Source organism: Cohnella faecalis (assembly GCF_003570905.1).
Taxonomy (GTDB): Bacteria; Bacillota; Bacilli; order Paenibacillales; family Paenibacillaceae; genus Cohnella; species Cohnella faecalis.
In genome coordinates this window covers 244,458-267,792 of record NZ_QXJM01000040.1, presented here as the reverse complement: position 1 = coordinate 267,792, position 23,335 = coordinate 244,458, and the positions used below count along the sequence as shown (strand labels likewise).

At 52.4% G+C, this 23,335-nt stretch carries 19 protein-coding genes; 12 read left to right on the top strand and 7 right to left on the bottom strand.

Annotation, left to right across the window (positions count from 1 at the left end; translation table 11 throughout):
* Nucleotides 1-123 precede the first annotated feature (123 nt).
* Together D3H35_RS22660 and D3H35_RS22650 are read left to right on the top strand one after the other, a co-directional pair.
* The gene (locus D3H35_RS22660; RefSeq protein WP_119151459.1) at nucleotides 124-1,575 is read left to right on the top strand and encodes a DEAD/DEAH box helicase; all 1,452 of its coding nucleotides are present in this window, start codon (nucleotides 124-126) and stop codon (nucleotides 1,573-1,575) included.
* Between the two features lie 725 nt (nucleotides 1,576-2,300).
* Nucleotides 2,301-3,386 (top strand): stalk domain-containing protein, encoded by a 1,086-nt coding sequence (locus tag D3H35_RS22650; RefSeq protein WP_147355922.1) that lies wholly within the window; start codon nucleotides 2,301-2,303, stop codon nucleotides 3,384-3,386.
* Nucleotides 3,387-3,617: 231 nt separating this feature from the next.
* On the opposite strand, the gene D3H35_RS22645 is transcribed toward D3H35_RS22650, so the two are convergent.
* The 7 genes from D3H35_RS22645 to D3H35_RS22615 all read right to left on the bottom strand — a co-directional run bounded on the left by D3H35_RS22645 (nucleotide 3,618) and on the right by D3H35_RS22615 (nucleotide 10,314).
* A complete protein-coding gene (locus D3H35_RS22645) occupies nucleotides 3,618-4,595 on the bottom strand; it encodes a sensor domain-containing diguanylate cyclase (protein ID WP_119151457.1) in 978 nt (325 codons plus the stop codon).
* 20 nt (nucleotides 4,596-4,615) lie between these two features.
* Nucleotides 4,616-5,422 (bottom strand): alpha/beta fold hydrolase, encoded by an 807-nt coding sequence (locus tag D3H35_RS22640; RefSeq protein WP_119151456.1) that lies wholly within the window; start codon nucleotides 5,420-5,422, stop codon nucleotides 4,616-4,618.
* A 132-nt stretch (nucleotides 5,423-5,554) separates the two neighbouring features.
* On the bottom strand, nucleotides 5,555-5,983 hold the full coding sequence (locus tag D3H35_RS22635; RefSeq protein WP_147355921.1) for a hypothetical protein: 429 nt from the start codon (nucleotides 5,981-5,983) through the stop codon (nucleotides 5,555-5,557).
* Between the two features lie 91 nt (nucleotides 5,984-6,074).
* On the bottom strand, nucleotides 6,075-7,115 hold the full coding sequence (locus D3H35_RS22630) for a FecCD family ABC transporter permease (RefSeq protein ID WP_233568099.1): 1,041 nt from the start codon (nucleotides 7,113-7,115) through the stop codon (nucleotides 6,075-6,077).
* Nucleotides 7,115-8,125, bottom strand: a complete 1,011-nt coding sequence (locus D3H35_RS22625) for a FecCD family ABC transporter permease (protein ID WP_119151454.1) — start codon at nucleotides 8,123-8,125, stop codon at nucleotides 7,115-7,117. The genes D3H35_RS22630 and D3H35_RS22625 overlap by 1 nt, the downstream gene beginning before the upstream one ends.
* 82 nt (nucleotides 8,126-8,207) lie before the next feature.
* Nucleotides 8,208-9,482 (bottom strand): stalk domain-containing protein, encoded by a 1,275-nt coding sequence (locus D3H35_RS22620; RefSeq protein ID WP_119151453.1) that lies wholly within the window; start codon nucleotides 9,480-9,482, stop codon nucleotides 8,208-8,210.
* A gap of 121 nt (nucleotides 9,483-9,603) precedes the next feature.
* A complete protein-coding gene (locus D3H35_RS22615; protein WP_119151452.1) occupies nucleotides 9,604-10,314 on the bottom strand; it encodes a hypothetical protein in 711 nt (236 codons plus the stop codon).
* Between the two features lie 164 nt (nucleotides 10,315-10,478).
* On the opposite strand from D3H35_RS22615, the gene D3H35_RS22610 reads away from it, so the two are divergent.
* From D3H35_RS22610 to D3H35_RS22565, 10 genes are all read left to right on the top strand, one after another.
* On the top strand, nucleotides 10,479-11,273 hold the full coding sequence (locus D3H35_RS22610) for an ABC transporter ATP-binding protein (protein ID WP_119151918.1): 795 nt from the start codon (nucleotides 10,479-10,481) through the stop codon (nucleotides 11,271-11,273).
* Nucleotides 11,274-11,292: 19 nt separating this feature from the next.
* Entirely contained in the window at nucleotides 11,293-12,078 is a 786-nt protein-coding gene (locus D3H35_RS22605) for an IucA/IucC family C-terminal-domain containing protein (protein WP_119151451.1), read from the top strand.
* Between the two features lie 377 nt (nucleotides 12,079-12,455).
* Nucleotides 12,456-13,280 carry an ATP-grasp domain-containing protein gene (locus D3H35_RS22600; RefSeq protein ID WP_233568098.1) on the top strand — a complete coding sequence of 275 codons (825 nt, stop codon included), beginning with the start codon at nucleotides 12,456-12,458 and terminating at the stop codon, nucleotides 13,278-13,280.
* A 12-nt stretch (nucleotides 13,281-13,292) separates the two neighbouring features.
* Nucleotides 13,293-14,654: a diaminobutyrate--2-oxoglutarate transaminase gene (locus D3H35_RS22595; RefSeq protein ID WP_119151449.1), complete on the top strand. Its 1,362-nt coding sequence runs from the start codon at nucleotides 13,293-13,295 to the stop codon at nucleotides 14,652-14,654.
* Nucleotides 14,651-16,081, top strand: a complete 1,431-nt coding sequence (locus D3H35_RS22590; RefSeq protein ID WP_119151448.1) for an MFS transporter — start codon at nucleotides 14,651-14,653, stop codon at nucleotides 16,079-16,081. Before D3H35_RS22595 ends, D3H35_RS22590 begins: the two co-directional genes overlap by 4 nt.
* A 91-nt stretch (nucleotides 16,082-16,172) precedes the next feature.
* A complete protein-coding gene (locus D3H35_RS22585) occupies nucleotides 16,173-17,735 on the top strand; it encodes an IucA/IucC family protein (RefSeq protein WP_233568097.1) in 1,563 nt (520 codons plus the stop codon).
* Nucleotides 17,710-19,488, top strand: coding sequence for an IucA/IucC family protein (locus tag D3H35_RS22580; RefSeq protein ID WP_233568096.1), 1,779 nt, complete (start codon nucleotides 17,710-17,712; stop codon nucleotides 19,486-19,488). The genes D3H35_RS22585 and D3H35_RS22580 overlap by 26 nt, the downstream gene beginning before the upstream one ends.
* A complete protein-coding gene (locus D3H35_RS22575; protein ID WP_119151445.1) occupies nucleotides 19,485-20,264 on the top strand; it encodes an HpcH/HpaI aldolase family protein in 780 nt (259 codons plus the stop codon). The genes D3H35_RS22580 and D3H35_RS22575 overlap by 4 nt, the downstream gene beginning before the upstream one ends.
* A complete protein-coding gene (locus D3H35_RS22570; RefSeq protein ID WP_119151444.1) occupies nucleotides 20,261-21,475 on the top strand; it encodes a type III PLP-dependent enzyme in 1,215 nt (404 codons plus the stop codon). The genes D3H35_RS22575 and D3H35_RS22570 overlap by 4 nt, the downstream gene beginning before the upstream one ends.
* On the top strand, nucleotides 21,468-23,312 hold the full coding sequence (locus D3H35_RS22565) for an IucA/IucC family protein (protein ID WP_119151443.1): 1,845 nt from the start codon (nucleotides 21,468-21,470) through the stop codon (nucleotides 23,310-23,312). The genes D3H35_RS22570 and D3H35_RS22565 overlap by 8 nt, the downstream gene beginning before the upstream one ends.
* The last annotated feature ends 23 nt before the right edge of the window (nucleotides 23,313-23,335 follow it).

Sequence of the window (23,335 nt, the reverse complement as noted above, 5' to 3'; positions counted from 1 at the left end):
TTTGTTCGACGGCCATCCCTTATAATGCTTGAAGAATGTTGCGGCGGGAGGCAACGAGCGTTATGCTCATTAATAACCGTGCGCAACCGCATTCGACGGCGCATAGATAGAAGGGGATTGTTTATGACGGCTAGAAGCTTTAACGACTATAAATTAAGCGACGATATTGTCCGCGCGTTGGCGGGCCTTGGTTACATGGAAGCAACGGACGTTCAGGACAAGGTTATTCCCATCGTTCTCGAAGGCAAAGATATCGCGGTCAAATCGCGAACGGGCAGCGGCAAGACGGCAGCGTTCGGCATTCCGATCTGCGAGAAGGTTCAATGGGAGGAAAATAAGCCGCAGGCGTTGGTCTTGACGCCTACGCGCGAGCTTGCCCTGCAGGTAAGCGAGGACATGACGAATATCGGGAGGTTCAAACGGATCAAGGCGACGGCCGTCTACGGCAAAGAGCCGTTCGCGAAGCAAGCCGCACAGCTTAAGCAGAAAACCCACGTCGTCGTCGGAACGCCGGGGCGCGTGCTGGACCATATTGGCAGAGGGACGATCGACTTGGAGAAAATCCGCTACCTTGTCATCGACGAAGCCGACGAGATGCTGAATATGGGGTTCATCGAGCAAGTGGAGAGCATTATCCAAGCGCTCCCGAAGGATCGGACGACGCTGCTCTTCTCCGCCACGCTTCCGAAGGATGTCGAGAAGCTGTGCCATCACTATATGAACGATCCGGTCGATATCGAGATCAACACGCCTAACGGAGCCGCGACAAGTCTGATCGACCACTCGCTCATTGCCGTTGCGAAGGATGCGGACAAGTCGAAGCTGCTTAGAGATGTCCTCGTCGTGGAGAATCCGGAGAGCGCGATAATTTTCGGCAGAACCCAGGAGCAAGTGGATCTGATTTATCGGCAATTGGACACGATCGGTCTGCGCTGCGGCAAGATTCACGGAGGCATGGACCAAGAGAATCGTTTCAAGGTCATGAACGCGTTCCGAAGGGGCGAATTCCGCTATCTGGTTGCGACGGACGTGGCGGCGCGAGGCATCGATATCGATAACATCACGCACGTAATCAACTACGATCTTCCGCAGGACAACGAAAGCTACGTTCATCGCAGCGGCCGAACGGGACGAGCGGGCAAGGAAGGCAAAGCGATCTCTTTCGCAATTCCAAGCGAAGACAAGTTCCTCGCCGGCATCCAAGGCTATATCGGGTTTGAGATTCGGAAGAGGAAGGCGCCTTCCCCCGATGAAGTGCTGCTCAGACAGCCCGCTTTCGAGAAGAAAGTAATGACCCAGCCGACTCTCAAGCAAGACAAGAACGCGCAGTTGAACCAAGGAATAACGAAGCTGTATTTTGGCGGAGGTAAGAAAAAGAAGCTGAGAGCCGTCGATTTCGTCGGAACCCTCTCCAACCTCGCTGGCATGTCCGCAGACGATATCGGCATCATCGCGATTCAGGATCTGGAGACGTACGTCGATATCTTGAACGGCAAAGGCAAGCTTGTACTGGAAGCGATGAGGACGACAACGGTCAAGGGCAAGCTGCTGAAGGTGTATGTAGCGAACAAGTAACAGCTCCAATTGATTCGCCATTCGTTGTCTGCGAGCTTCTTCGGGCATCATCCGGTTTTCTTTTCCGCCTGTAATCACATAGACGGGTATTTGAGGAAACCGGTCTAGTTGCTGAGTGTGCGCCGCTGTTCTTTTTACAAAATGAACTTCATTGTATTGCTTATGCGGAGACAAGGAGTCGAACATAGAGAACAGCTTGTTAATCGCTTTTACGACTTTTCCTTGATACTCGTTAAGGTGAATATCTTTCGGATGGCTGGATTCCAAAAAGACGATTCCAGCCACTTCGTGTGGGTAAAGCCGGGCATATAAATTAGCGTATAATCCCCCAACGAATGTCCAACCAGCATAAATGGGGGTTCAAATCCTGCCAGAGTTAGCGCCTCACGCAAAGCTTCGACAATCGTAATTCCGTCTTGAGGCTCCTTCGGCCTATCGCTGCCCGCAACGCCGAATCGATTATAGGAAAAGACAGATTATTGCAGCTTCCCTTTTGAGGTTTCCATCTTCCGTTTCTCTATTGGCAATGTACCGCACCTCGCTTTGTATGACTCCATTCCCATTTTTGATACGATATTACCGAGATCAGGTTCCAATCTTATGCTGCAAGGATAGGCGAAAGGCCGAGTGTTTGGGAACCCGGTTCCGTACCTCACAACTTTCCCGTCATTCATACGTCTAAATTCAATGATGGGATATTCTTGAAGATTAGGAGCGTGAACACGGTGAAACGGTTTATAATGGGTTTGATATGCGGTCTTGCGCTTAGCGGGGCATCGATTGCGGTAGCTGCGGTTTCGAATGAAGTGAAAGCGACTCTCTTTCCGTCAGAATTGCGTTTTTACATCGATGGGAAAGATAACACAGGAACCGAGGAAGTCAGCGTTCTGAAATACAATAATCGCATGTACATACCGCTTCGGGTTTTCGCCGAAAAGTTGGGGAGCACGGTCGACTACCACGCTCCTAAGCCTGGAGATACGTGGGCGTCAGTCGACATTTTTAAGGTAGACGACCGTGATTTGACGGTACGCGATACTGCCGGTTACGTAGGCATGGGGCATGTGGACGTGCAATTCGCGGAGCATCCAACTTATTTAGTTTCTACCCCCCAAATAACGGGAGCCGTAAAGTTTTACAAGACTATACCGAAAGGCAAGCAGGTGGTCGTGGCCGTACTCGATAAGGACAATCAACAAGTGGCCGTAACGGAACCCATTCAGTTGCGTTCCCGTGCCGTTGGCGATATGGCGGCGGGGGAAGTCGCGACGTTCGAGACGAACTTCCCTTATGTGAATCCAGTCGAAGGGTATAAATTGCAGGCTCGGTTAGTTGATGAGACTTCTTGGACGTATGAGCAAATAGATGGCGTCATACAAGGAGCGGGCGGCATGACCGGAAACCCATTAGGCGTGAGCATCGGCTCGGAACATGAAGTCAAAAAAGGGCAGCCGGTGGAGATCAAAGTTCACATGGTGAACCTTAGCGACAGCGATACGATTGTTTTGAGTCAACCTGTTTCATTAGAGGTTCAGATAACGAAGAGAAATGGCGATTCGCAACAATTAATCCGGACGCTCCGAACCGCGCCGCTGACAGGAACTATTTATTGGAGACAAGGCAGCGCATTTACGAAGCTCGTCTGGGATCAGAAGGATGACAAAGGAAGAGCGGTTCCCGCCGGCGAGTACACAGCGAGCATCGTTCTTCCAACCAAAGCGGTAGGCGCTGCGATAAAAAAACCGAACACGACGCAGGAATACACGATTGATAGCTCCATGCAGACTCAATTTCCGATCGTTATTCAATAAATGGATTTATTATCCAAACCGATAAGGACCGTCAGGGTGAGCTCCCCTGACGGTTTTATCTTAGGGGCGGGAGCGCGAACGGCATTCGGAGCGTTAATAGGTTAAGGAAGCATTGCAACGTCTTCGGGAGCGGGCGCAAGAAGCGCTCGCCGATGGGCTGCCGTCCGGAGAGAGGGAAGCGTTCGAGCTCGGCGAGATGCAGGCGGCTTCGTTCTAGCCCGTGCTCCTCCTCTACGTTAAAGCAATGGCATGAGTAACCCGATTTCTTCCGTTGGCTTTGGAGTAATACAGCGCTTGGTCTGCTTTTTGAAGCAGGGTTTGATCCGAATCTTCTTGCGTAATTGTCGCTGCACCGATACTTGTCGTAATTCGGTATTCTCCCATGGGAGTGGCCTCGATCTTGGAACGGTATCTTTCCGCTATACGAGAGGAGTCCTCCTGGGTCGTGTTCGGAAGGATAAGGATGAATTCCTCTCCGCCGTAACGAGCGACGATATCTATTTCTCGGGCTTCGGCCTTGAGCAATTGCGCCAGCTTGATCAGAACCAGATCACCGACGGGATGCCCATAGGTATCGTTAATGGATTTGAAATGATCGATATCGAAGATTAAGAGCGAAAAGGACAATTGCGTTCGTTGGAACAAGGCGATGTTCGTAAGCAAGCTTTCTTGGAGAAACCTGCGGTTTTTCAGTCCTGTCAAAGGATCGGTCAATGCAATGGTTTCCAACTGATGGTTGACGTTCATTAACTCCTGCTGCTTGATTTCGTACTCTTGATGCAGGAGCTCGAGCTTTTTGTTCGCTTCGTTCGTAGCCTGATACAACTCTTCCAGCCGTTTTTTGGTTTGGAGAATATCCTTCTCGTGTTCTAACCGTTTTCGCATTTCGACTACTACGCAATCTATGAAAATTTCACCGTTTCGCTCCTGCCGGACTCCGTTGAGGAGCACGGGCACATCGAGCTGGCTGCTTGCTTTTAAAGAGAGATACAGCTCGCTCACTTGCCCGTATAGCTGAATAAACGGGTAGAAATACGTGTGAAAGAACAGCTTGTTCGTGACGGACAGGAAGGATTCGATATGTCGGTCCAGCATTCCGTTCCGATCGTAGCCAAGCATATTCAACAGTGTCTGATTGACGGATTGAATAATTCCCTTGCTTGAGATAGAGAAGTACCCGCAAGGTGCAAAATCTAGCTGAGTGTCCATTGAACAACTGCCTCCGGTTCCTAGTTGCTGTTTAAATAATTTTTAATCAATGCTGTCGTTTCTTCGGGGTGACTTAATTGAGGATAGTGGCCTTTGGCGTTCATCAGCTGCAGCGTGCTGTCCTTCAGATGAGCATGCAAGTAATTCCCTACCTCGATCGGAGCGATGCTGTCGTCGGAGCATTGCAGAATAAGCGAAGGGACGGGTGCAAACGGGAGATCGCCGCGGCAATCGGATAAAAAGGTTACCTCTGCAAATTGCCGAGCAATATGAGGATCTCTGGAACAGAAGCTTTTCTCCAGCTCGTCCGTTAAGTCTTGCCGCTCGGAATTCTGCATGGCGATCGGGGCTAGATAGCTGGCCCAGCCGATGAAATTCATTTGCATCATCGTGAGCAACTCGTCTATTTCGTTTCTATTGAACCCGCCGTAGTAATCGGGCAGATCGTTAATATAGCGAGGGGACGGCCCGAGCATAACGATGCGTTCGAAATATTTGGAGTCGCGGTTTGAAGCCAGCAATCCGATCATGCTGCTGACGGAGTGTCCTACGAATATCGCATTTCTCAGCTCCAACGCATCCATGATCTCGAGCACGTCTTGAGCATAGCCTTGCAAGTCGTTGTATTTGTTCGCGTCGTAATGGTCAAGCTGCGACTTTCCGGAGCCTACGTAATCGAACAGGATGACGCGATAGTCGCTTTCGAAGTTAGGAACGATGTAACGCCACATATCTTGATCGCAACCGAATCCATGCGCGAATACGATAGGTTTGGTTCCGTTGCCGAGTATTTTCACATTATTTCGTTCAAGGATATCGATAGTCATTGTGAATCCCCTCTCTATAAGGCAATGTTTAAAGGCCAGTATCACAATTATATTCGATAAAAGTCGACAAATCTTCTTTCAAATAAGCGGTTAACGGATTTTCATGTAACAGAGTGTTTATATGGCTGGATCTCAGGAGTTGCGATCATTTTTTCGCTCACGCGCCGGACCAATAGCCCAACTGTGGCGGGTTACTCCCGCCATTTGCTCACGCGCCGGACCAATAGCCCAACTGTAGCCGGTTACTCCCGCCATTTGCTCACGCGCCAGACCAATAGCCCAACTGTAGCCGGTTACTCCCGCCATTCGCTCACGCGCCGGACCAATAGCCCAACTGTAGCCGGTTACTCTCGCCATTTGCTCACGCGCCAGACCAATAGCCCAACTGTAGCCGGTTACTCTCGCCATCTGCTCACGCGCCGGACTGATAGCCCAACTGTAGCCGGTTACTCTCGCCATCTGCTCACGCGCCGGACTGATAGCCCAACTGTAGCCGGTTACTCCCGCCATTTGCTCACGCGCCGGATTGATAGCCCAACTGTGGCGGGTTACCCTCGTCATTCGCTCATGCACCTAACCAATTTGAATATCGCAAATACGCCTTCAGCGTCTTTCTCTGCGCTGAAGGCGTATTGCTTGTTTGCTTTGAGCCCTACGAATTCCGATTGCGATAAAGCAAGTAGATGAAGAACGGAGCGCCGACGCCGGCGGTGAACACGCCGACCGGGATGTCGTAAGGCAAGAAGGCCGTTCGCGCCACCGTGTCCGAGAGGACGACGATTAATCCGCCGATCAAGGCTGATACCGGCAACACGCCGCCGAACGAAGGCCCGATCAGCTTGCGGGTCATATGGGGGGCGATGAGCCCTATGAACGAGATGGCCCCGCCTACCGATACGGCCGCGCCTGCCAAAGCTACGCTGATCATGAGCAGCGCGAACCGCTGCCGCTGGACGGCGCTGCCCGCGCCGGCTGCGATGTCGTCTCCCAGTTGAAGCACGTTGACGTTTCTGGCGAACACGAAAGCGAGCGGGATAAAGACGGCGACCCATGGAACGATCATCCATACGATGCTCCAATCGGTGCCGTATACTGTCCCCGTCAACCATATATAAGCCTGCGACGACGTTTGAATCGGGTTTTTGACGAGTATCACTTTGGTTATCGACCCGAGCAGGAAGTTAATCCCGATGCCGATCAGGACGAGCCGGATCGCCGTTACTCCCTTTCTCCATGCGAGCATGTAGATGACGATCGACGTGACGGCTGCGCCCGCCATTGCCGCAACCGGCAGCCAGACGATGCTGACCGTCCCGGCCAAATAGCTGATGAATGTAACAGCCGCAAGGGAAGCGCCGCTCGTAATGCCGATAATGTCGGGAGAAGCAAGCGGGTTGCGAATAATTCCTTGCAGAATGGCTCCGGCTACCGCCAGCGCGGCTCCGACGAGGAACGCGGCGATAATTCGGGGAAGACGGAGCTTCTGGATGACGAGCCGATGCTCGTCCGTGCCCCCTCCGAAGAGTGTTCGCATAACGTCCAGCGGATGAATGCGCATATCCCCAAGCGAAGTGCTCAGCAGCATAGCCGCTGCGCAGGCGATGGCCAGTATGATCGTGACCGTCAATGTCTTCTTATGAAGGAAGAAAGAGACGGGAATCTTCTCGAATCGGACGTGCGTAAAATTTTTCACTACTTGACGATCCCCTTTCTGGCGATCGCAATAAATACCGGAATGCCGATGATCGCGGTCATGATGCCGACCGGCAGTTCTTCCGGACGGATGACGAAGCGGGCCGCGATATCGGCTGCGAGAACGAGAATCGCGCCGAGAACCGCGCTGTACGGAATGATCCATCGGTAATCGTTGCCGGAGAATTGACGGGCAATCGTAGGGACGATTAGCCCGATAAAGCCGACCGGCCCCGCCACAGCGACGGACCCGCCGGCCAGCGCCACGATGATCAGACCGGCGGCCAGCTTCACGAACAACGTCCGCTGCCCGAGTCCCTGCGCCGTATCTTCGCCCATCGTCAGCACGTTCATATGCCTGGCGATCCAGAGCGATGCAATCCAGCCGGCAACCATGAGCGGCAGTACGGCTTTCAGCATGTCGAAGGATCTGTTCGCGACCGACCCGGTCAGCCAGAACATAACCTCGCTCAAGCCTTGCTCGTCAAGCACGAGCATCCCCTGCGTGAAAGAAGTGAACAGCGCGCTCAGCGCGGCTCCCGCCAAGATGATTTTGAGCGGCGTCAAGCCGTCCCGGCCAAGCGAGCCGAGCAAGTACACCGCTGCGGCGGCAACCGCCGCGCCTGCGAAAGATACTCCCGTCAGCACCGGCAGCGAGGAGACGGACAGCACGGTCGCGGTAAATACAAGCGCGAACGACGAGCCGAAGTTGATTCCGAGGATGCCCGGATCGGCGAGAGGGTTTCTCGTCAGCCCTTGGATCAGCGAACCGGCTACGGCCAGGCTGGCCCCGATGGCGGCCGCCGTGAATGCTCTCGGCATACGCGCCGTTTGTACGATAACTTGTTCGTTCGAGCTGGTGTCATAATTCGTGAAGGAATGGTACACATCGGACCAACCAATCGGTGTCAATCCGTAGATCATGCTGGCATATACTAACGCGACCATTACAATGAATCCTAACGCAAGGCCGGAGCCCTTGGCGAGGCTTCCGGCAAACAACCTTCCCATGATTGCCGCTCCAGTCCCGCGACGCATAAAAGAATGAGCTGAATAGCCCATTCTTTCATGCGTCGCGATCTATATACGATTTTTACACGTCGAAGTAGAAGAACAGGTCGTCAAGCATCATTTTCGCCGCGGTCGCGCCGCCGGACATGCTCCAGGTAATATCGTTCACCTTGTAGTACTTGCCATTCTTGACGGCTTTGAGATTGCTCCAGAGCGGATTCTTCTGCCATTCGTCCTGGGTTTTGAACTCGTCTCCGCCGTGGTTGCTGGAAGTGATGTCGAAGATGATGTCGCCGTCGATGAGCGGAATTTGCTCTTGGGAAGCGAGGTCGACGAATACTTTGTCCGGAGATTGCTGCGATTTCGGACGCTTCAGGCCAAGCTCCTCCAGAATCGAGCCGGCGAATCCGGTAATGTAGATGCGCGCGCTGTTGTCGTCATAGAAGCGGACGATCGACACCTCGGTGTTAGCGCGATTGCCAACTTTCGCCTTAAAGTCTGCGACCCGCTTGTTCCAATCGTTCATGAAGGAAGCGGCTTTGTCTTCTTTGTTGAGCGCTTTGGCTGCCAAGTCCATGTTCGACTTCCATTCGAACAATTGACCGACGAGCACAGTAGGGGCGATTTCGGACAATTGGCCTAAAATTTTCTCGTGGCGTGTTTTCGCTCCGATAATCAGGTCCGGCTTCAGAGCGACGATCGCTTCGATGTTAGGCTGCAGCTCGCTGCCGAGGTTTTTGACGCCTGCCATGTCCGCCCGCAAATAGTGGTACCATGGCGTTTGCACCCACGACTCTACCGCGCCTACCGGTTTGACGCCCAACGTCAGCGAAATGTCGACCATGCCGTTGAACAGGACGACAACGCGTTTCGGAACAGACGTTAGCGTCTTTTGGCCCATGGCGTCGGTAATCGTACGCTTCGTTTCAATGCTTGCCGTCTTCGTCCCGGCGTTCCAGTTCACCCACAAGCCGAACGTTTCGCCAAGGAAGCGGAGCGGGACGAGGGTGCTGCCGTTTTTGGCGATTACTTTGGTGCTGAGCGTGACGGCTTTGCCGTCTACGGTCGCTTGGTTGCTGTTAAGCGTCAGCACGACAGTCGTTTTGCCTCTCGTGACGGTAACCTTTTTCGTTTGCGAATTGAAGCTTACGGCAGCGCCGATTTTGGATGCTACCGCGCTGTAAGGAATCATTGTAGTGCCGTTGATCACTTGCGGCTGGACGCCGAAGGTAAGCTGCTGGCCGTCGAGCACGACTTTAATCGGCGCTGCGGCCGCCGTCGCGGCGAACGGAACGGAAACGATGGCGAGCAGGAAGGATAAACATAAGGCCATGGTGCGGAATGTCGATTTTATCATGGGGAGTAAAAATCCACCTTTCAAAAGTTAAGTTATGATAACGATTATCATTATCACGAATCATAAAACGAGCGTCTTGCCGCTGTCAAGAATAATTTTCCAGATAATCCGGTCAAACTAATTACAGACCGGCTTTGTCGGCCAGTTGGCGGAATGCTTGGTAGAGCTCGTAATCAAGCTGCAGCATCGCCTTGGAATCGATCGTCTCGGCGGCTTGCAGCTCGTTCAATTTGCCGATCTTTTCTTGCACAAAATCGGTCATGTCCGGATAGGAAGCGTCTACGTCCGCTTTCATCGCTTCCCAAGCTTGCGCGATTTGGGAGGAGACGTCCTTTATTTTCGCCGCGTCGTTGCTTTCGGTCTGCTGCTTCAAGTCTTTGACCAGCGATCGGATCTGTTCGATAGACTTTTTCAACCGCTCCGCTTCCGGGCCGTTCGCAGCCGCTTTATCCGCGCTGTCGTCCATAATCGAATCCGTGACGGCTTTGGTTACGGCATCGTTGTTCTTCTTGGCTTCCTTGACTTGTTGGGATTTGGTCTGCTTCTTGGCCGGCTCGCTCGTCTTCTCCGGCGGTTGCTCCGCATTGTTCCCGCCTTGCTGCGTCGGGGCCGCTTGAGAAGGCTCCGGCTGCGCCGATTCCGTAGAGCCGGATTCCGACGGCTGCTGCTCCGCTTGCGGGCTTTCCGTCTGAACGGGCTGCTCGCTTGCCGTCGGAGTCGGTTCGGGCGTTTGTTCCGCTGCCTCTATGTATCGGTCGGATGACGGAGAAGAGCTACAGCCCGTCGTCAGCCACAATGCCGCCGCGATGACAATAAAAAAGGTTCGTTTCAACTTGAGTCCTCCCATGTTTTTCTAAGATTGGATTCTGGATGCCCTAAGTTATTTTAGTGGAAAAGGAAACCATTTTCAAGAAATAAATGATAATAATTATCAATTTCGTTGACATTGCGTCATTGTCTGATTAAACTTTATGGTAATAAAAGGAGATGAGCCGCCTGAACGCTCTCGAAACTCGTGACTTATCGGTATGCTACGGAAATCAATTCGTCTTTCAAGATTTGAATCTGTCGATCGACAAAGGCAAAGTTACCGCGCTGATCGGAAGCAACGGCTGCGGCAAATCGACGCTGCTTCGCACGATGGCCCGACTGCTCAAGCCGCAGGATGGCAACGTGCTGCTCGAAGGTCACAGCATCGCGACGCTGCCCACGAAGGACGTCGCGAAACGGATGGCGCTGCTGCCGCAAGGCCCTTCGGCGCCGGAAGGGCTGACTGTCCTTCAGCTCGTCAAGCAAGGAAGATATCCATATCAGAGCTGGCTTCAGCAATGGTCCAAGGAAGACGAGCGGCATGTGAGCCATGCGCTGGAGACGACCGGCTTGACGGAGCTTGCGGAGCGGACGGTGGATTCTCTGTCGGGCGGGCAACGGCAGCGCGCTTGGATTGCGATGGTACTGGCGCAAGGCACGGACATCGTGCTGCTGGACGAACCGACGACCTATTTGGACCTGACGCATCAGATCGAGGTGCTTGATCTGCTGTATTCGCTTAACGTACAAGAAGGACGAACGATCGTCATGGTTCTTCACGACATCAACTTGGCTTGCCGTTATGCGCATCATATCGTGGCGATCCAGGACCGGAAGGTATTCGCCGAAGGCTCGCCGGAAGAAGTCGTGACCGCAGACATGATCGAATCGGTCTTCCACATGAAGTCGAACGTAATCAAGGATCCGCTGTACGGAACGCCGATGTGCGTGCCGCACGGCAAGGGCAGGACATTATCATGAAGAAAATGGAGAAAAAGCGATGGTATTAGCGTTTAAGCCGGAAGAAATCGACGTTTTGACGAGAGACCATCGATTGGCGATAGAACCGTCGACGGACAGGGAATTTTCGATGCCGGCGGTCGATTTGCTGAACCCGGACAAGTGCAGAGCATACTTGGACGGGGTTGCGGGCATTTTCGAATCGCCGTCGAGTGTGGCTACCGTATCGCTTTTTGCCAAGAGATACAGCTTCTTGATTATTGCTTCGAGCCTGTATGCGATGAGTGTATATAACAAGGGCATGGACTATTCCATTGAAAATTGCCATATCGAATCCAGCTATCAAGGCCGGGCATGGCTTCCGAAAATGCGCTTGACCGAATGGAACGTCTCGCAGCCGGCAGAGGGCGGTCGGAAGGAATGGCGGGATCAAGTGATCCATAGTTTATTCGCCGAGAATATAGTCAAAGCGTGGCACTCTCTTTCCAAGCTGGGCCCTGTTTCGAAGGCTGTGTTATGGGAAAATACGGCTATCTACGTCTATTGGCTGTATGAGAATAAGTTCGGAGAGGGAGTCGACGATATTCAAAAATCCCGGGTCCAGGAAGATTTCGAATATTTGATTCGGGAGGCGCCGGCCCATCTGTTCGGAGAAAAGAAAAATCCGTTCGCCCGATTCGACAGCCCCAAAGTGGTAACCCAAGCTTCCGAGGCGCCCATCCGCATTCGCAAAACGTGCTGTTACTACTACCTCGCTTCGGATGAGCCTGAAGACTACTGCCCGACGTGCCCCAAAATAAAGCATGAAGTGGTTTCTACGTGCTAATCGGCAGACCTCCTCTATTACACCATGAATAAGCACATTGTTTCCGTGGGAAACAGGTGCTTTTTTTCATTACACAATTATACAAGGTTGCACCATATTGACAGCCGTGACAACAATCCATATGATAATCATACGCAATGATATTGAATATCATTATCAACATGCGAGAAAATCAGGTTTATCGCCTGTCGTCGGGAGGGGTTGCTTTGAACCCATATCAGGTTCAAAACGCACAAAACAAACAAATTATGAAGAAAGCGAGGGAAATGGGGATTGAGTGCGAACCGTTAATTCCGGGATGCGAAGATTTTTTGGAGCTTTCATACCGGGGCAAGACCATTGTTATTAATAAGACCAGATCTCATAAGATGCCGTTGATGGCGGGTTTATTAGCCAAGAACAAGGATGCTTCCAATCTCCTGCTAAGAAGACGCGGGCTGCCGGTGCCGGATTACATCGTTGTATCCCAAGCAGGCGAAGAGGCTGTCCGTTTTTTGAATACCCATCGCATGGTCATCGTAAAGCCCTTGGACACGAGCCGCAGCGTCGGAGTCACCCTGCGCATCGATAGGGAAGACGATTTGGAGAATGCCGTTAAGACGGCTCGTCTTCATAGCGAGCAAGTCATGATCCAGCAATATGTAGAAGGCACCGACTTCCGCGTATTGGTCATTGGGGGGAAAGCAATAGGCGCCTTGGAGTATAAGCCGGCGTTCATCGAAGGCGATGGCCGTTCGACGATCGAGCAGCTGATCCGCAAGCTGAATGAGGACCAGCTTCGGCGCAATAGCGTAGGCGATGCCGGATCGTTCCAGCCCGTAGACGTCGAGTCGAAGTCGTTGCTCATGCATTTGCAGGAGCTGGGCAAATCTCTTCAAGCTGTTTTGGAACAAGGGGAACGAGTGGAGCTGTTCTCCGGCGGAAATATTCTGGCGGACGGGATAAGCGAAATCGTGCTCGATCGGTCCGAGGATATTAGCGCGGTCAACGCGAATATCGCCGTCGAGGCGGCCAAGGCTTTGCAGGTCGACGTCGCCGGTATCGATATTCGATGCCGAGATATACGTCTTCCGCTGAACGATGAGAACGGGGGGATTCTTGAGGTCAACGCATTGCCGGATATGATCGATCCGTCCCTTTTTTTCCAAGGGGCTTCTACAGACGTGTTCCAAAGTTACTTGCAGTATCTATTTGAAGAATAAAAGGAGCGTTCAATGATGATTTCCATAAATGCCGAGAATACGTATTTGCAGCTGCAAAACGACAGAGAGTCCAACGCCAAGTCGTATCCGCGGCGCTTCCCGCTCGTCATCGATAAAGCGAAAGGGTTGATCATAACCGACACGGAAGGAAAGTCTTATTACGATTGCCTGTCGGGAGCGGGCACATTGGCGCTGGGACACAATCACGACGTTATTATCGCGGCGATAGGGGATGTTCTGGAAAAGCAAATCCCCTTGCATACGTTGGACTTGGCGACTCCTCTAAAAATCGCTTTCATGGAGGAGATTTTCTCTATTTTGCCCGAGGGGCTAAGAGACACGGCCAAAATCCAGTTCTGCGGACCGACCGGCGCGGACGGCGTGGAAGCAGCCATCAAGCTCGTCAAGAACGCGACCAACGGCAAATCCATCCTGGCTTTCCAAGGCGCCTACCACGGCTCGACGCAAGCGACGATGTCCATGAGCGGCAACTTGAGCAAGAAGCAGCATCTGCAAAGCTTGCTGCCGGACGTCCACTTCCTGCCGTTCCCCTACGAGTATCGTTGCCCATTCGGCGTAGGGAAAGGAATGACCGCGAAGATCAGCACGCAGTACATCGAGAACTTGCTGGACGACTGTGAGAGCGGCATCGCTTCTCCTTGCGGCGTCATTATCGAGACCGTTCAAGGAGAAGGCGGAGCGATTCCGGCCGATATCGAATGGTTGAGGGAGCTGCGGCGCATTACGGCCGAGAGAGGGATTCCTCTCATCGTAGACGAGGTGCAGACAGGCATTGGCAGAACCGGCACCATGTTCTCCTTCGAGCATGCGGGCATCGTTCCGGATGTCATTATATGCTCCAAAGCGATTGGCGGGAGCTTGCCGATGTCGGTGGTTATCTACAAAGAAGAGCTGGACCAATGGAAGCCGGGCGCGCATACGGGCACGTTTCGCGGCAATCAATTAGGCATGGCTACGGGACTCGCGACGTTAAAATACATGAAAGAACACCGAGTGCTCGACAATGTAAAAGCGCGCAGCGAGCAATTCTTCGAAGCGCTTAATCGCTTGAAGGCAACCTACGAAGAGATTGGCGACGTTCGTGGAAGAGGCTTGATGATCGGAGTCGAGGTCGTCGATCCAAACGGTCAAAAAGATCGCATCGGCCATTATCCGCCATGCGGCGAGCTCGCATCGAAGATACAAGAGAGCTGCTTTAAGAACGGCCTCATTATCGAAGTGGGAGGCCGCAGGTCGGCCGTGCTTCGTTTCTTGCCGCCGCTCACGATTACGGCGCAAGAAACGGCGGAAGTATTGTCCATTTTCGAGAAATCCGTCGCCTCCGCCATTGAAGCGAAGCGATATAGAGGATGAAGGCGTTCGACATCAAGAAGCATTCCGTATTATTGGCCATATTGATCGGGGCCTTTTCTTTGGTTTTGACGAACAGCGCTTTTAATATTTTGCTGCCGAGCTTCGTTCGCATGTACGGCATATCGACGGCGTTCGGCGGATGGATCATTATTCTTTATATTTTGGCGATGACGATTACAATGCCTCTGACTTCGGTTGTCGTCGATCGTCTCGGCAGAAAGAATACTTATATTCTGGGCCTCGGCTTATATGGCCTGTTCTCTATTGTGGGCGGCTTATTCTGTCAATATGTGCAGGTCGTCTTGCTGGTGCGAGTGATGCATGGGATCGCGGCCGGGCTGATGATTCCTTTGTCGCTCGTGCTGCTGTTCGATTATTACGGCAAGGAAGTGCGGGGGCGAGTGGTCGGCGCATGGGGCATTCTGCTCATGATCGCCCCGGCTATCGGTCCTACATTGGGGGGCGCCATTGTTCAGTTCGGTCGGGTGGAGCTCCTGTTTTGGATCAATGTCCCATTTGCGTTTTTTTCGTTCCTGCTATGCTGCACGCAAATCAAGCGCTACCCTCCGGCCTATAGAAAAACCATTCACCTTCAAGGAATTGCCCTGATGGTTCTAAGCATTGCATCGCTAAGTCTGGGTATTCAAATGGTTTCTAATCCTACTGTTCCGAGGTGGGTACCGTGCCTGCTGCTGGCATTAGGCGCTGCTGCGCTCGTTCGCTTTATTCAGAAAGAAAACGCCAAAGAGGAGCCTTTGATTCGTTACAAGCTGCTGCGGCGCAATCCCGTGTTTACGGTGTCGCTCCTTATTTCCGCGATACAGGATGCCGTGATGTTCGGTGTGATTTTTGTTCTGCCTTTGATCTTTCAGGAGGTGTTTCATTTGTCGCCTTCCGTGACAGGGGCTATGTTCATTCCGACGGCTTTATTCACGAGCTTATTCGTATGGATTGGCGGCAGCTTGGTTGATTCCGGCAAGTCTTTGAAATTTATCGCATATGGCATCGGGTTCATTGCGGTTTCGGTATTGGCCTTTGCATTTGTCCCGAAAGAAGTTTCCTTCCTCGTCCTCCTCCTCCTCATGGCCTTGAGAGGAATCGGCAACGGATTATCCGATATGACGGTGACCGCAATCGGACTTAACTCCTTGCCGGAAGAAGATTTGCACGAAGGGTCCGCGCTATCGAATACGATTCAGCGACTGGCTTCTTCCTTCGCCGTTATGTTGCTCAGTGTGTATTACGATGTTCGTTGGCAAATGATCGTGCAGTCGGGCGAGTCTGCCGAATATGCGAAATGGATGGCCTTAAAAGAAGAGTGCATAGCTCTAGGCGGTTTAATGCTGCTCACTTTACCGCTTGTGTTAGTTATGAACGGGAAGAAAGCGGGTGTCGTTGTTGGAAACGGGAAAGAGCCGGCGGCTTGATAGTCTTCAACAAGCCAACAGGCATACTTGCAAAACCTTGTTAAACTGCTATATCAGGGAGTTCTGTCATGAAAATACGAACGTCTTTGTCGTGAATCCTCAGGAAAAGACTTATACGATTAGCTTTCCGGCGAGCGACATTGCCCTTTCAGGCAAGCTTTCCTTCTACTCGGCGATTGGCGAGCATGAATACGACCATTATCGCGTGAATAACGGGCAGGAGCTTTATTACGCGCATCTGGTTCAATGGATCGTGAAAGAGCTGCGGCAGCATTCGTTCATTACGACCGAAAAGGAGGAAGATTTTTCGAATAAAATAGCGAACAGCTATCGGAACTTGGCCCTGTTTTTAGAGCATTCCGCTCACTCCCGGGTACGGGACTATCTGTCGTCCGAGCAATCGTTGCTATGCGGCCACCCGTTCCATCCGTTTCCGAAAAATACGATGGGCTTCTCCGAGGACGACGTGAGAACGTTTTGTCCGGAGCTCCATGCTTCCTTCCGGCTTTGCTATGCGGCTGTGAGGAAAGACATCTTTCGGGAAGAGTGGGTATCGGAGCAAAGACGAATCGAATTGCACGAAAGCGTGAAGACGCATGCTCGCCAGGCGCTCCAGGAGCAAAGTGAAGGATACGAAATTTTGCCCATCCATCCTTGGCAATATGAACATGTCCAGACGATCGGCATCGTAAAGGACTACATTCGGGAACGGAAAATCGTTCTTCTTGGAAGCTGCGGCCCGTTAGCCTACCCGACGTCTTCGGTGCGTACGGTGTTCATTCCAGATATGAAATGCAACATCAAGCTGTCGCTGAATATTCAGATCACCAATATGACGAGAAACAATAACAAGGAACAGATGCGAAGAACGTTGGACGCGGCCGGCTATCTGAAGCGGCGGGACTGCTTCGCGAAGGAGCCAAATACCCAAATCGCCTATGAGGAAGGCGTTTGCACCTGCCATTTTGACGATGACGAGACGACGAAATTGTTTACGATTGCCTACCGTCCGATCGCGTTCGATACGACGTCGACCTACGTGCTGTCCAGTCTGGTGGAGGCTCCCGTGAGGGGAGCGCCGTCCCGCTTATTCTCGTTGATGGATCGTCGTCATGTCGATCGATGGTTCCGGCAATATTTGGCCATATCCCTGCTGCCTATCGTTCGCATAGCGGAAGAGAAAGGCATTCATTTTGAGGCGCATTTGCAGAACGCCTTATTAACCGTCAAGAACGGGATGCCCCACACCTTCATTATTCGGGATTTGGAAGGGGTAAGCGTAAATAGGGAAAAGGCTGAAGAGGCTGCGGATACGGCCGGACCTCTTTTTTATTCCAAAGAAGCGGCTTGGGCGCGTACATCCTACTATTTTGTAGTGAATCACTTAGGCTCTTTCATTCATGCCATGGCTAGAGACGCGCGGGTAGAAGAAGAGCATTTTTGGGAAATCGTGCGGGACGTACTCGTGCAGGAATATGAGAAAAGCGGGAACGAATATGTGCGGCACTTGCTGACGGCTGACGCTTTTTATGCGAAGAAGAATTTGATGAGCTGCCTGGCGGGCAACAGCGAGGCGCCGTCTTACGTTCCGGTGAACAATATCATGAAGAACATAGGGAGTGAAATTAGTGGAGCAAGCAAGCAGCTTGTCTAAAGTAAAGAGGACCGCTTTCGAGGAAGTAACAGAGAGAATTATGCGTCAGACGATGGAAGCCCTTATTTTCGAAGGAATCGTCGACGTTGTGAAAAAGGAGAGAAAGTGGTCGTTCTCCGGGAAGACGGCAGAGGGAGTCCTCATCCATTATTCGTGCGAAGCCGATGAGAAGCGGTCTTTCGGCAGAGTGAAAATCGTCAAGAACTCTATTCGAAGAGAAGAGCGGGAATGCTCCGATCTCTACCTTTTCCTCGAAGAGGTCATTCAGAATCGATTGGATGGGGCGTTGACGGCTTCTTTCATCCATGAATTGCTGGAAACGTTGGCGAAGGACCGCCAGTCGAGAGAGTTCCAGCCGGATCGGATCCCGGAGCAAGATCGGCATTATGAAGCTTTGGAAAGCCATATGACGGATGGGCATCCTTATCATCCCAGCTACAAATCGAGAATCGGTTTTTCCTTGGCGGATAACTATGCGTATGGCCCTGAATTCGATCAAGAGGTTTCCTTGCACTGGGTTGCGGTGGATGAGCGGTTGGTCGACGTCTCGATCTCCGGCGAAAACTCGTTTGACGACATCTACAAGCAGCACCTTACGGATGAGGATACGCGCAAATTCAATCGGATCGTTCAAGAGAAAGGCAGCGGCGACAAAAAGTATGTGTTCGTGCCCGTGCATCCTTGGCAGGCGGAGCGCCTTCTTCCATCCGTCTTCGTTCAACAATTGGCGGACAAGGATATCGTGCCTCTTGGTGCGTCGAACAGCCCTTATCGGGCGCAGCAGTCGATCCGGACGCTGGCTCGCCGCGACAATGCCGAGGCTGCCTATATTAAGCTGGCGCTGAGCATAACGAATACGTCGACGAGCCGTATTCTGGCGCATCATACGACGCAGAATGCCCCGCTCATAAGCGACTGGCTGAACAAAATCGTTCGGAACGATCCATTGTTGGCCAAAGAACGGTTCGAAATTTTAAGAGAAATGATGGGCATTTCCTTCCGATACGATGCGCTGCCGTCCATTCCATACCGTTCGGCTTACGGAACGCTTGGCGCCATCTACAGGGAGAACGTGTCGACCTATTTGGAGGAGCGGGAGCAAGCGTGGCCGCTGAATGCGCTGCTGCTGACGCAGAAGAACGGGGAGTCGTTCATTCAAGAGGCGATTGACCGGCACGGGATCGAAAAGTGGAGCGATGCGCTCATTCGAACGGTGACGCTGCCGATCATCCATTTGCTGTACGCTCATGGAATTGCGTTGGAGTCCCATGCCCAGAACATCATCCTGGTCGTGGAGGAAGATTTTCCGACAAGGATTATTATTAAAGACTTGCACGATGGCGTTCGCTATACGCCGGATAAGCTGCTGCACCCCGAGTGGGCGCCGAAGCTCAACCCAGAGCCGGAGACGCACCGGAAATTCAACCGCTATTCGTTCATTCAGACGGAATCGGTATCCGAGGTCCGAGATTATACGTTCGACGCCTTCTTCTTCATCTGCATGTCGGACATTTGCTGGACGCTTGAGAAATTCGGTCTGAGCGAGGCTGATTTTTGGCGAAAATGCACCGACACGATTGTGAGCTACCAGAACGAGCATCCGGAATACAAGGAGCGGTTCGAGATGTTCGACCTGTTCTCCGAGGATTCCTTAATTGAAGAAATGACGAAGCGGCGCATCTACGGCGACGGCGAATTGTACTTCCGCAAAGCGAACAATCCATTGCTGCTGGCGAAGGATGTCCTCGTATGAGAAAAAATAAGCTGAAGGAAAAAATACGCGGCGGCGAGCCTGTGTTCGGACTGTTCGTCTCCATCCCTCATCCGATTGTGATCGAGCTGATCGGCTATGCGGAATTCGACTTCGTCATTATCGATTGCGAGCATGCGTCGACGAATATGGAAACGATTGAGGAGATGATTCGCGCTGCGGAGCTGATGGACATTACGCCCCTGGTGAGAATATCCAAGGTAGACCGAAACGAAATATTGAAGGTGCTGGATAGCGGAGCGCAAGGGATCGTCATCCCTCACGTGGAGAGCAAGGAGCAAGTCGAGGAAGCCGTTCGTTGCGCTTATTACCATCCGATCGGCATGAGGAGCCTGAACAGCGGTCGTCCCGGTGCCTTCGCCAAATATTCGTTGACCGATTATATTGCGGAAGCGAATGAGGAGCTCATGATCGTCCCGATGATCGAAAGCGTCGAGGGAGTGAGCTGGAGCGAATCGATCTTATCCGTTCCGCACATCGACTTTGTTCTGGAGGGGGCGGCGGACCTCTCGCAATCGCTTGGCGTCCCTTGGGATACCGAGCATCCGAAGGTGCAGGAAGCGTTGGAGACGCTGCATGAAGCATCGGAGCGGTGCGGCGTGCCTTATGCCGTCGTGTCGAGAAATTTGGACAGTCATGTCAAGTGGGCGAAGAAGGGTACGAATATTTTCGTGCTGGGAGACGATCGAAATACGGCATTCCGGGCGTACAGCCAAAAAAGAGAAGTTTACCGGGGCGTGTTGGGGGGAAGACAATGAGCGTTCAAGTCGAGCAATGGATTCGCGAATGGCATGAACGGGGCGACGAGCCGGTATGCGCTTATGTGTATGACCTCGCGGCCATTCAGAGGCATGTCCGGGATATGCTGAAGACGATGCCGGAGCAAGCCAGCCTGTTCTATGCGATTAAAGCGAACCCGGACAAAAGAATTATCGAAGCGTTGCTGCCGTTCGTGAAAGGCTTCGAGGTGGCGTCGATCGGGGAGCTGTCGCTTGTAAGAGAGGTTTCTGAGAGCGTGCCGATCTTATTCGGAGGGCCGGGGAAGAAGGACGCGGAGCTGGAGACGGCGATTCGCAAGAACGTCTCGTATATTCACGTGGAAAGTCTGCTGGAGCTTAGAAAGATTATTTTGCTGGCGAAAAAATGGAACAAGCATACGCAAGTGTTGCTCCGCATTAACTTAAGAACCGACACGCTGCCCCGAACGAAAATTACGATGGGCGGCCGGCCGAGTCCGTTCGGCATTGACGAATCTTTCATTGAAGAGGCAGTCGCGATTATAAGAGGGGAAGACAACCCGTTCGTTCATTTCAGCGGCTTTCATTTTCACTCCTTGTCCAACAATTTGCTGGCGGAGCTGCACGCGGATATGATCCGTCTCTATTTGCGGAAAGCGGAGGAGTGGAAGCGCGCGTACGACTTGGACATTCGGGTTATTAACGCAGGCGGAGGCTTCGGAGTTGCTTACGACGACAAGCCGGGGTTCGACTGGCCGAAGTTCACCTCCTTGTTGACGGAGAGCAAGGCGCTGCAAGCTTTGGGGGATACGCAGCTCTTCTTCGAGCCCGGAAGATTCATCGTTGCCGATTACGGATATTATGCGGTTGAAGTCGTCGATATCAAGCAGTCGCACGACCAGCTGTTTGCCGTCGTAAGAGGCGGCACGCATCATAACCGGCTGCCGGCATCGTGGGGGCATAATCATCCGTTCCGCGTCGTGCCGACAGACCGATGGGAGTATCCTTTTTCACGGCCTGCCGTTCACGATTCCAAGGTGACGATTGTCGGGGAGCTGTGTACGCCCAAGGATCGTCTCCATACGGACGCCGAGCTGGACAGCTTGCGGGTGGGAGACGTGCTTCTGTTCGAGAAGTCGGGCGCATACTGTTGGACGATTTCTCATCATGATTTTTTGGGTCATCCGCATCCGAAATTTTACTATATAACGGAAGGAAATCAGGATGAATAGAGCGATAACGCAATCCCGGCCCCGAGCCGCCGAACGGCAAATTATGAAAGATTTGATGGATGCCTTTATTGCAGAACGTTTTTTTGCCATCGACGATCAGACGACAATCAAGCTGTCGGCTGCACCCGATCTGGCGCAACGTCTCTATCCCGAATATGAGCAGGCGTGGCTATATGTCGGCGATATTTGCTTTCTTCTCCAGGAAAGCTATCGACAAGGGCATCAGTGGGTGTCCGATTCTCCGATCTATATTAGAGTAAACGGCGACTGGACCAAAACACGCTCGCCTAGAGAGCTTAGTCAAATCGTGCTGCGCGGCGCGTTGTCCGAGACGGCCTATGCGCACCCGGGAGTAGCGGATTTCCTGGAAGGGTTGGACATCGCCATTCGGCAATTGGATCGGAGCTTGGAGCGAGCGGAGGCTTACCGCTCTTTCGCGCCGAAATCCGCTTACGATTGGTATGTGAAGGGCGAGATGATTTCTTCGTTGCGCGACCGGCCCTTTCATCCGTTGTCCAAGGCGAAGATCGGTTTTACGGAGCGGGATTACGAGAACTACATGGCGGAGTTCGGAAAGACGACCGCTTTGCATTGGGTGGCGATCGATAACGATTCGGTTGTAAAAGGGTGTCCGGAAGCGGCCATACAAGCTCTCGATGTGCTGAACGATGGGCAAAGGGCGATCATCGAAAAGGAACTGGCCGAGAAAGCCATATCAAAAGACAAATATACGATTATTCCCGTTCATCCGTGGCAGCTGGAAAATATCATTTTGCCCGATTTCAAAAAAGAAGTCGAAGAGCAAACCGTCATTGTGCTGGATTCGATGGCGGGCGATTTCCTGGCGACTTCTTCGGTGCGCTCCTTGACGTCGTCCGACGCATCGACAACGATGCTGAAGCTTCCGATTAGCGTCAAATCATTAGGCGCCGCCAGATATTTGCCGGTCGTGAAATTGTTGAACGGGCTTGTCGGAGAGAAGATGTTTCGTCAGGCGGTAGCTTGCGATGAGACGCTGGCCGACAAAGTTTTCTTATGCGAGGAGAAGAACTGGTGGGGGTATATGCCTTCAACGATGGGGCTGTTTGACGATCATCCGCGTCACTTGGCTGCGCAGGTAAGGGTGTACCCTCGTGAAATTATGGAAGAAGGTTATAAAATCATCCCGATGTCATCATTGGGAGTGGTGGAGCGAGAGACTCATTTTCTATCCGAGATTCTGGGAGAAGATCTGTCCGGCGAGGACGTCATCCGCTTCTATACGGATCTGGCCGCCATGTTCTACGATGTTACGATGAGATTGTTCAAAGTCGGGATCGTGCCGGAAATACACGGTCAAAATTGCTGTGTCGTATTGAAGGACGACAAGGTCGTCGGCCTGTTGTTCCGCGATCATGATTCCGTGCGTCTGCACCAGCCGTATTTGGACAAACATCGGATTCAGGATCCCGGTTATCATATCAGGCCCGGTTATTCGAACAGCTTGTACAACGAGACGCTGGAGAAGCTGATTTTCTACGTTCAATCGCTGGGGACGCAAGTCAACTTGGCTTCGATTACGGAAGCATTGTCGGATGCTTATCGTATTCCAGTGAACCTATTGTGGGAAGTTACGGAGACGAAATTAAGAGAAGCTTTGCAGAACATCGATATTCCCGAGGTCGATCGAAGCTTGTTGCGCCATGTGTTGTTCGACAACGACGCATGGCCGGTGAAGCTCATTATCCGTCCGCTGCTCGAAGCTGACGGCGTGCCGGGAGCGATGCCGTCGGGCAAAGGAGCGGGACCTAATCCCTTTCATCCGAAGTCGCGAACGGTCCCTTCTTCCTTCTTATGATATAGACGGAGACGGCAAAGAAC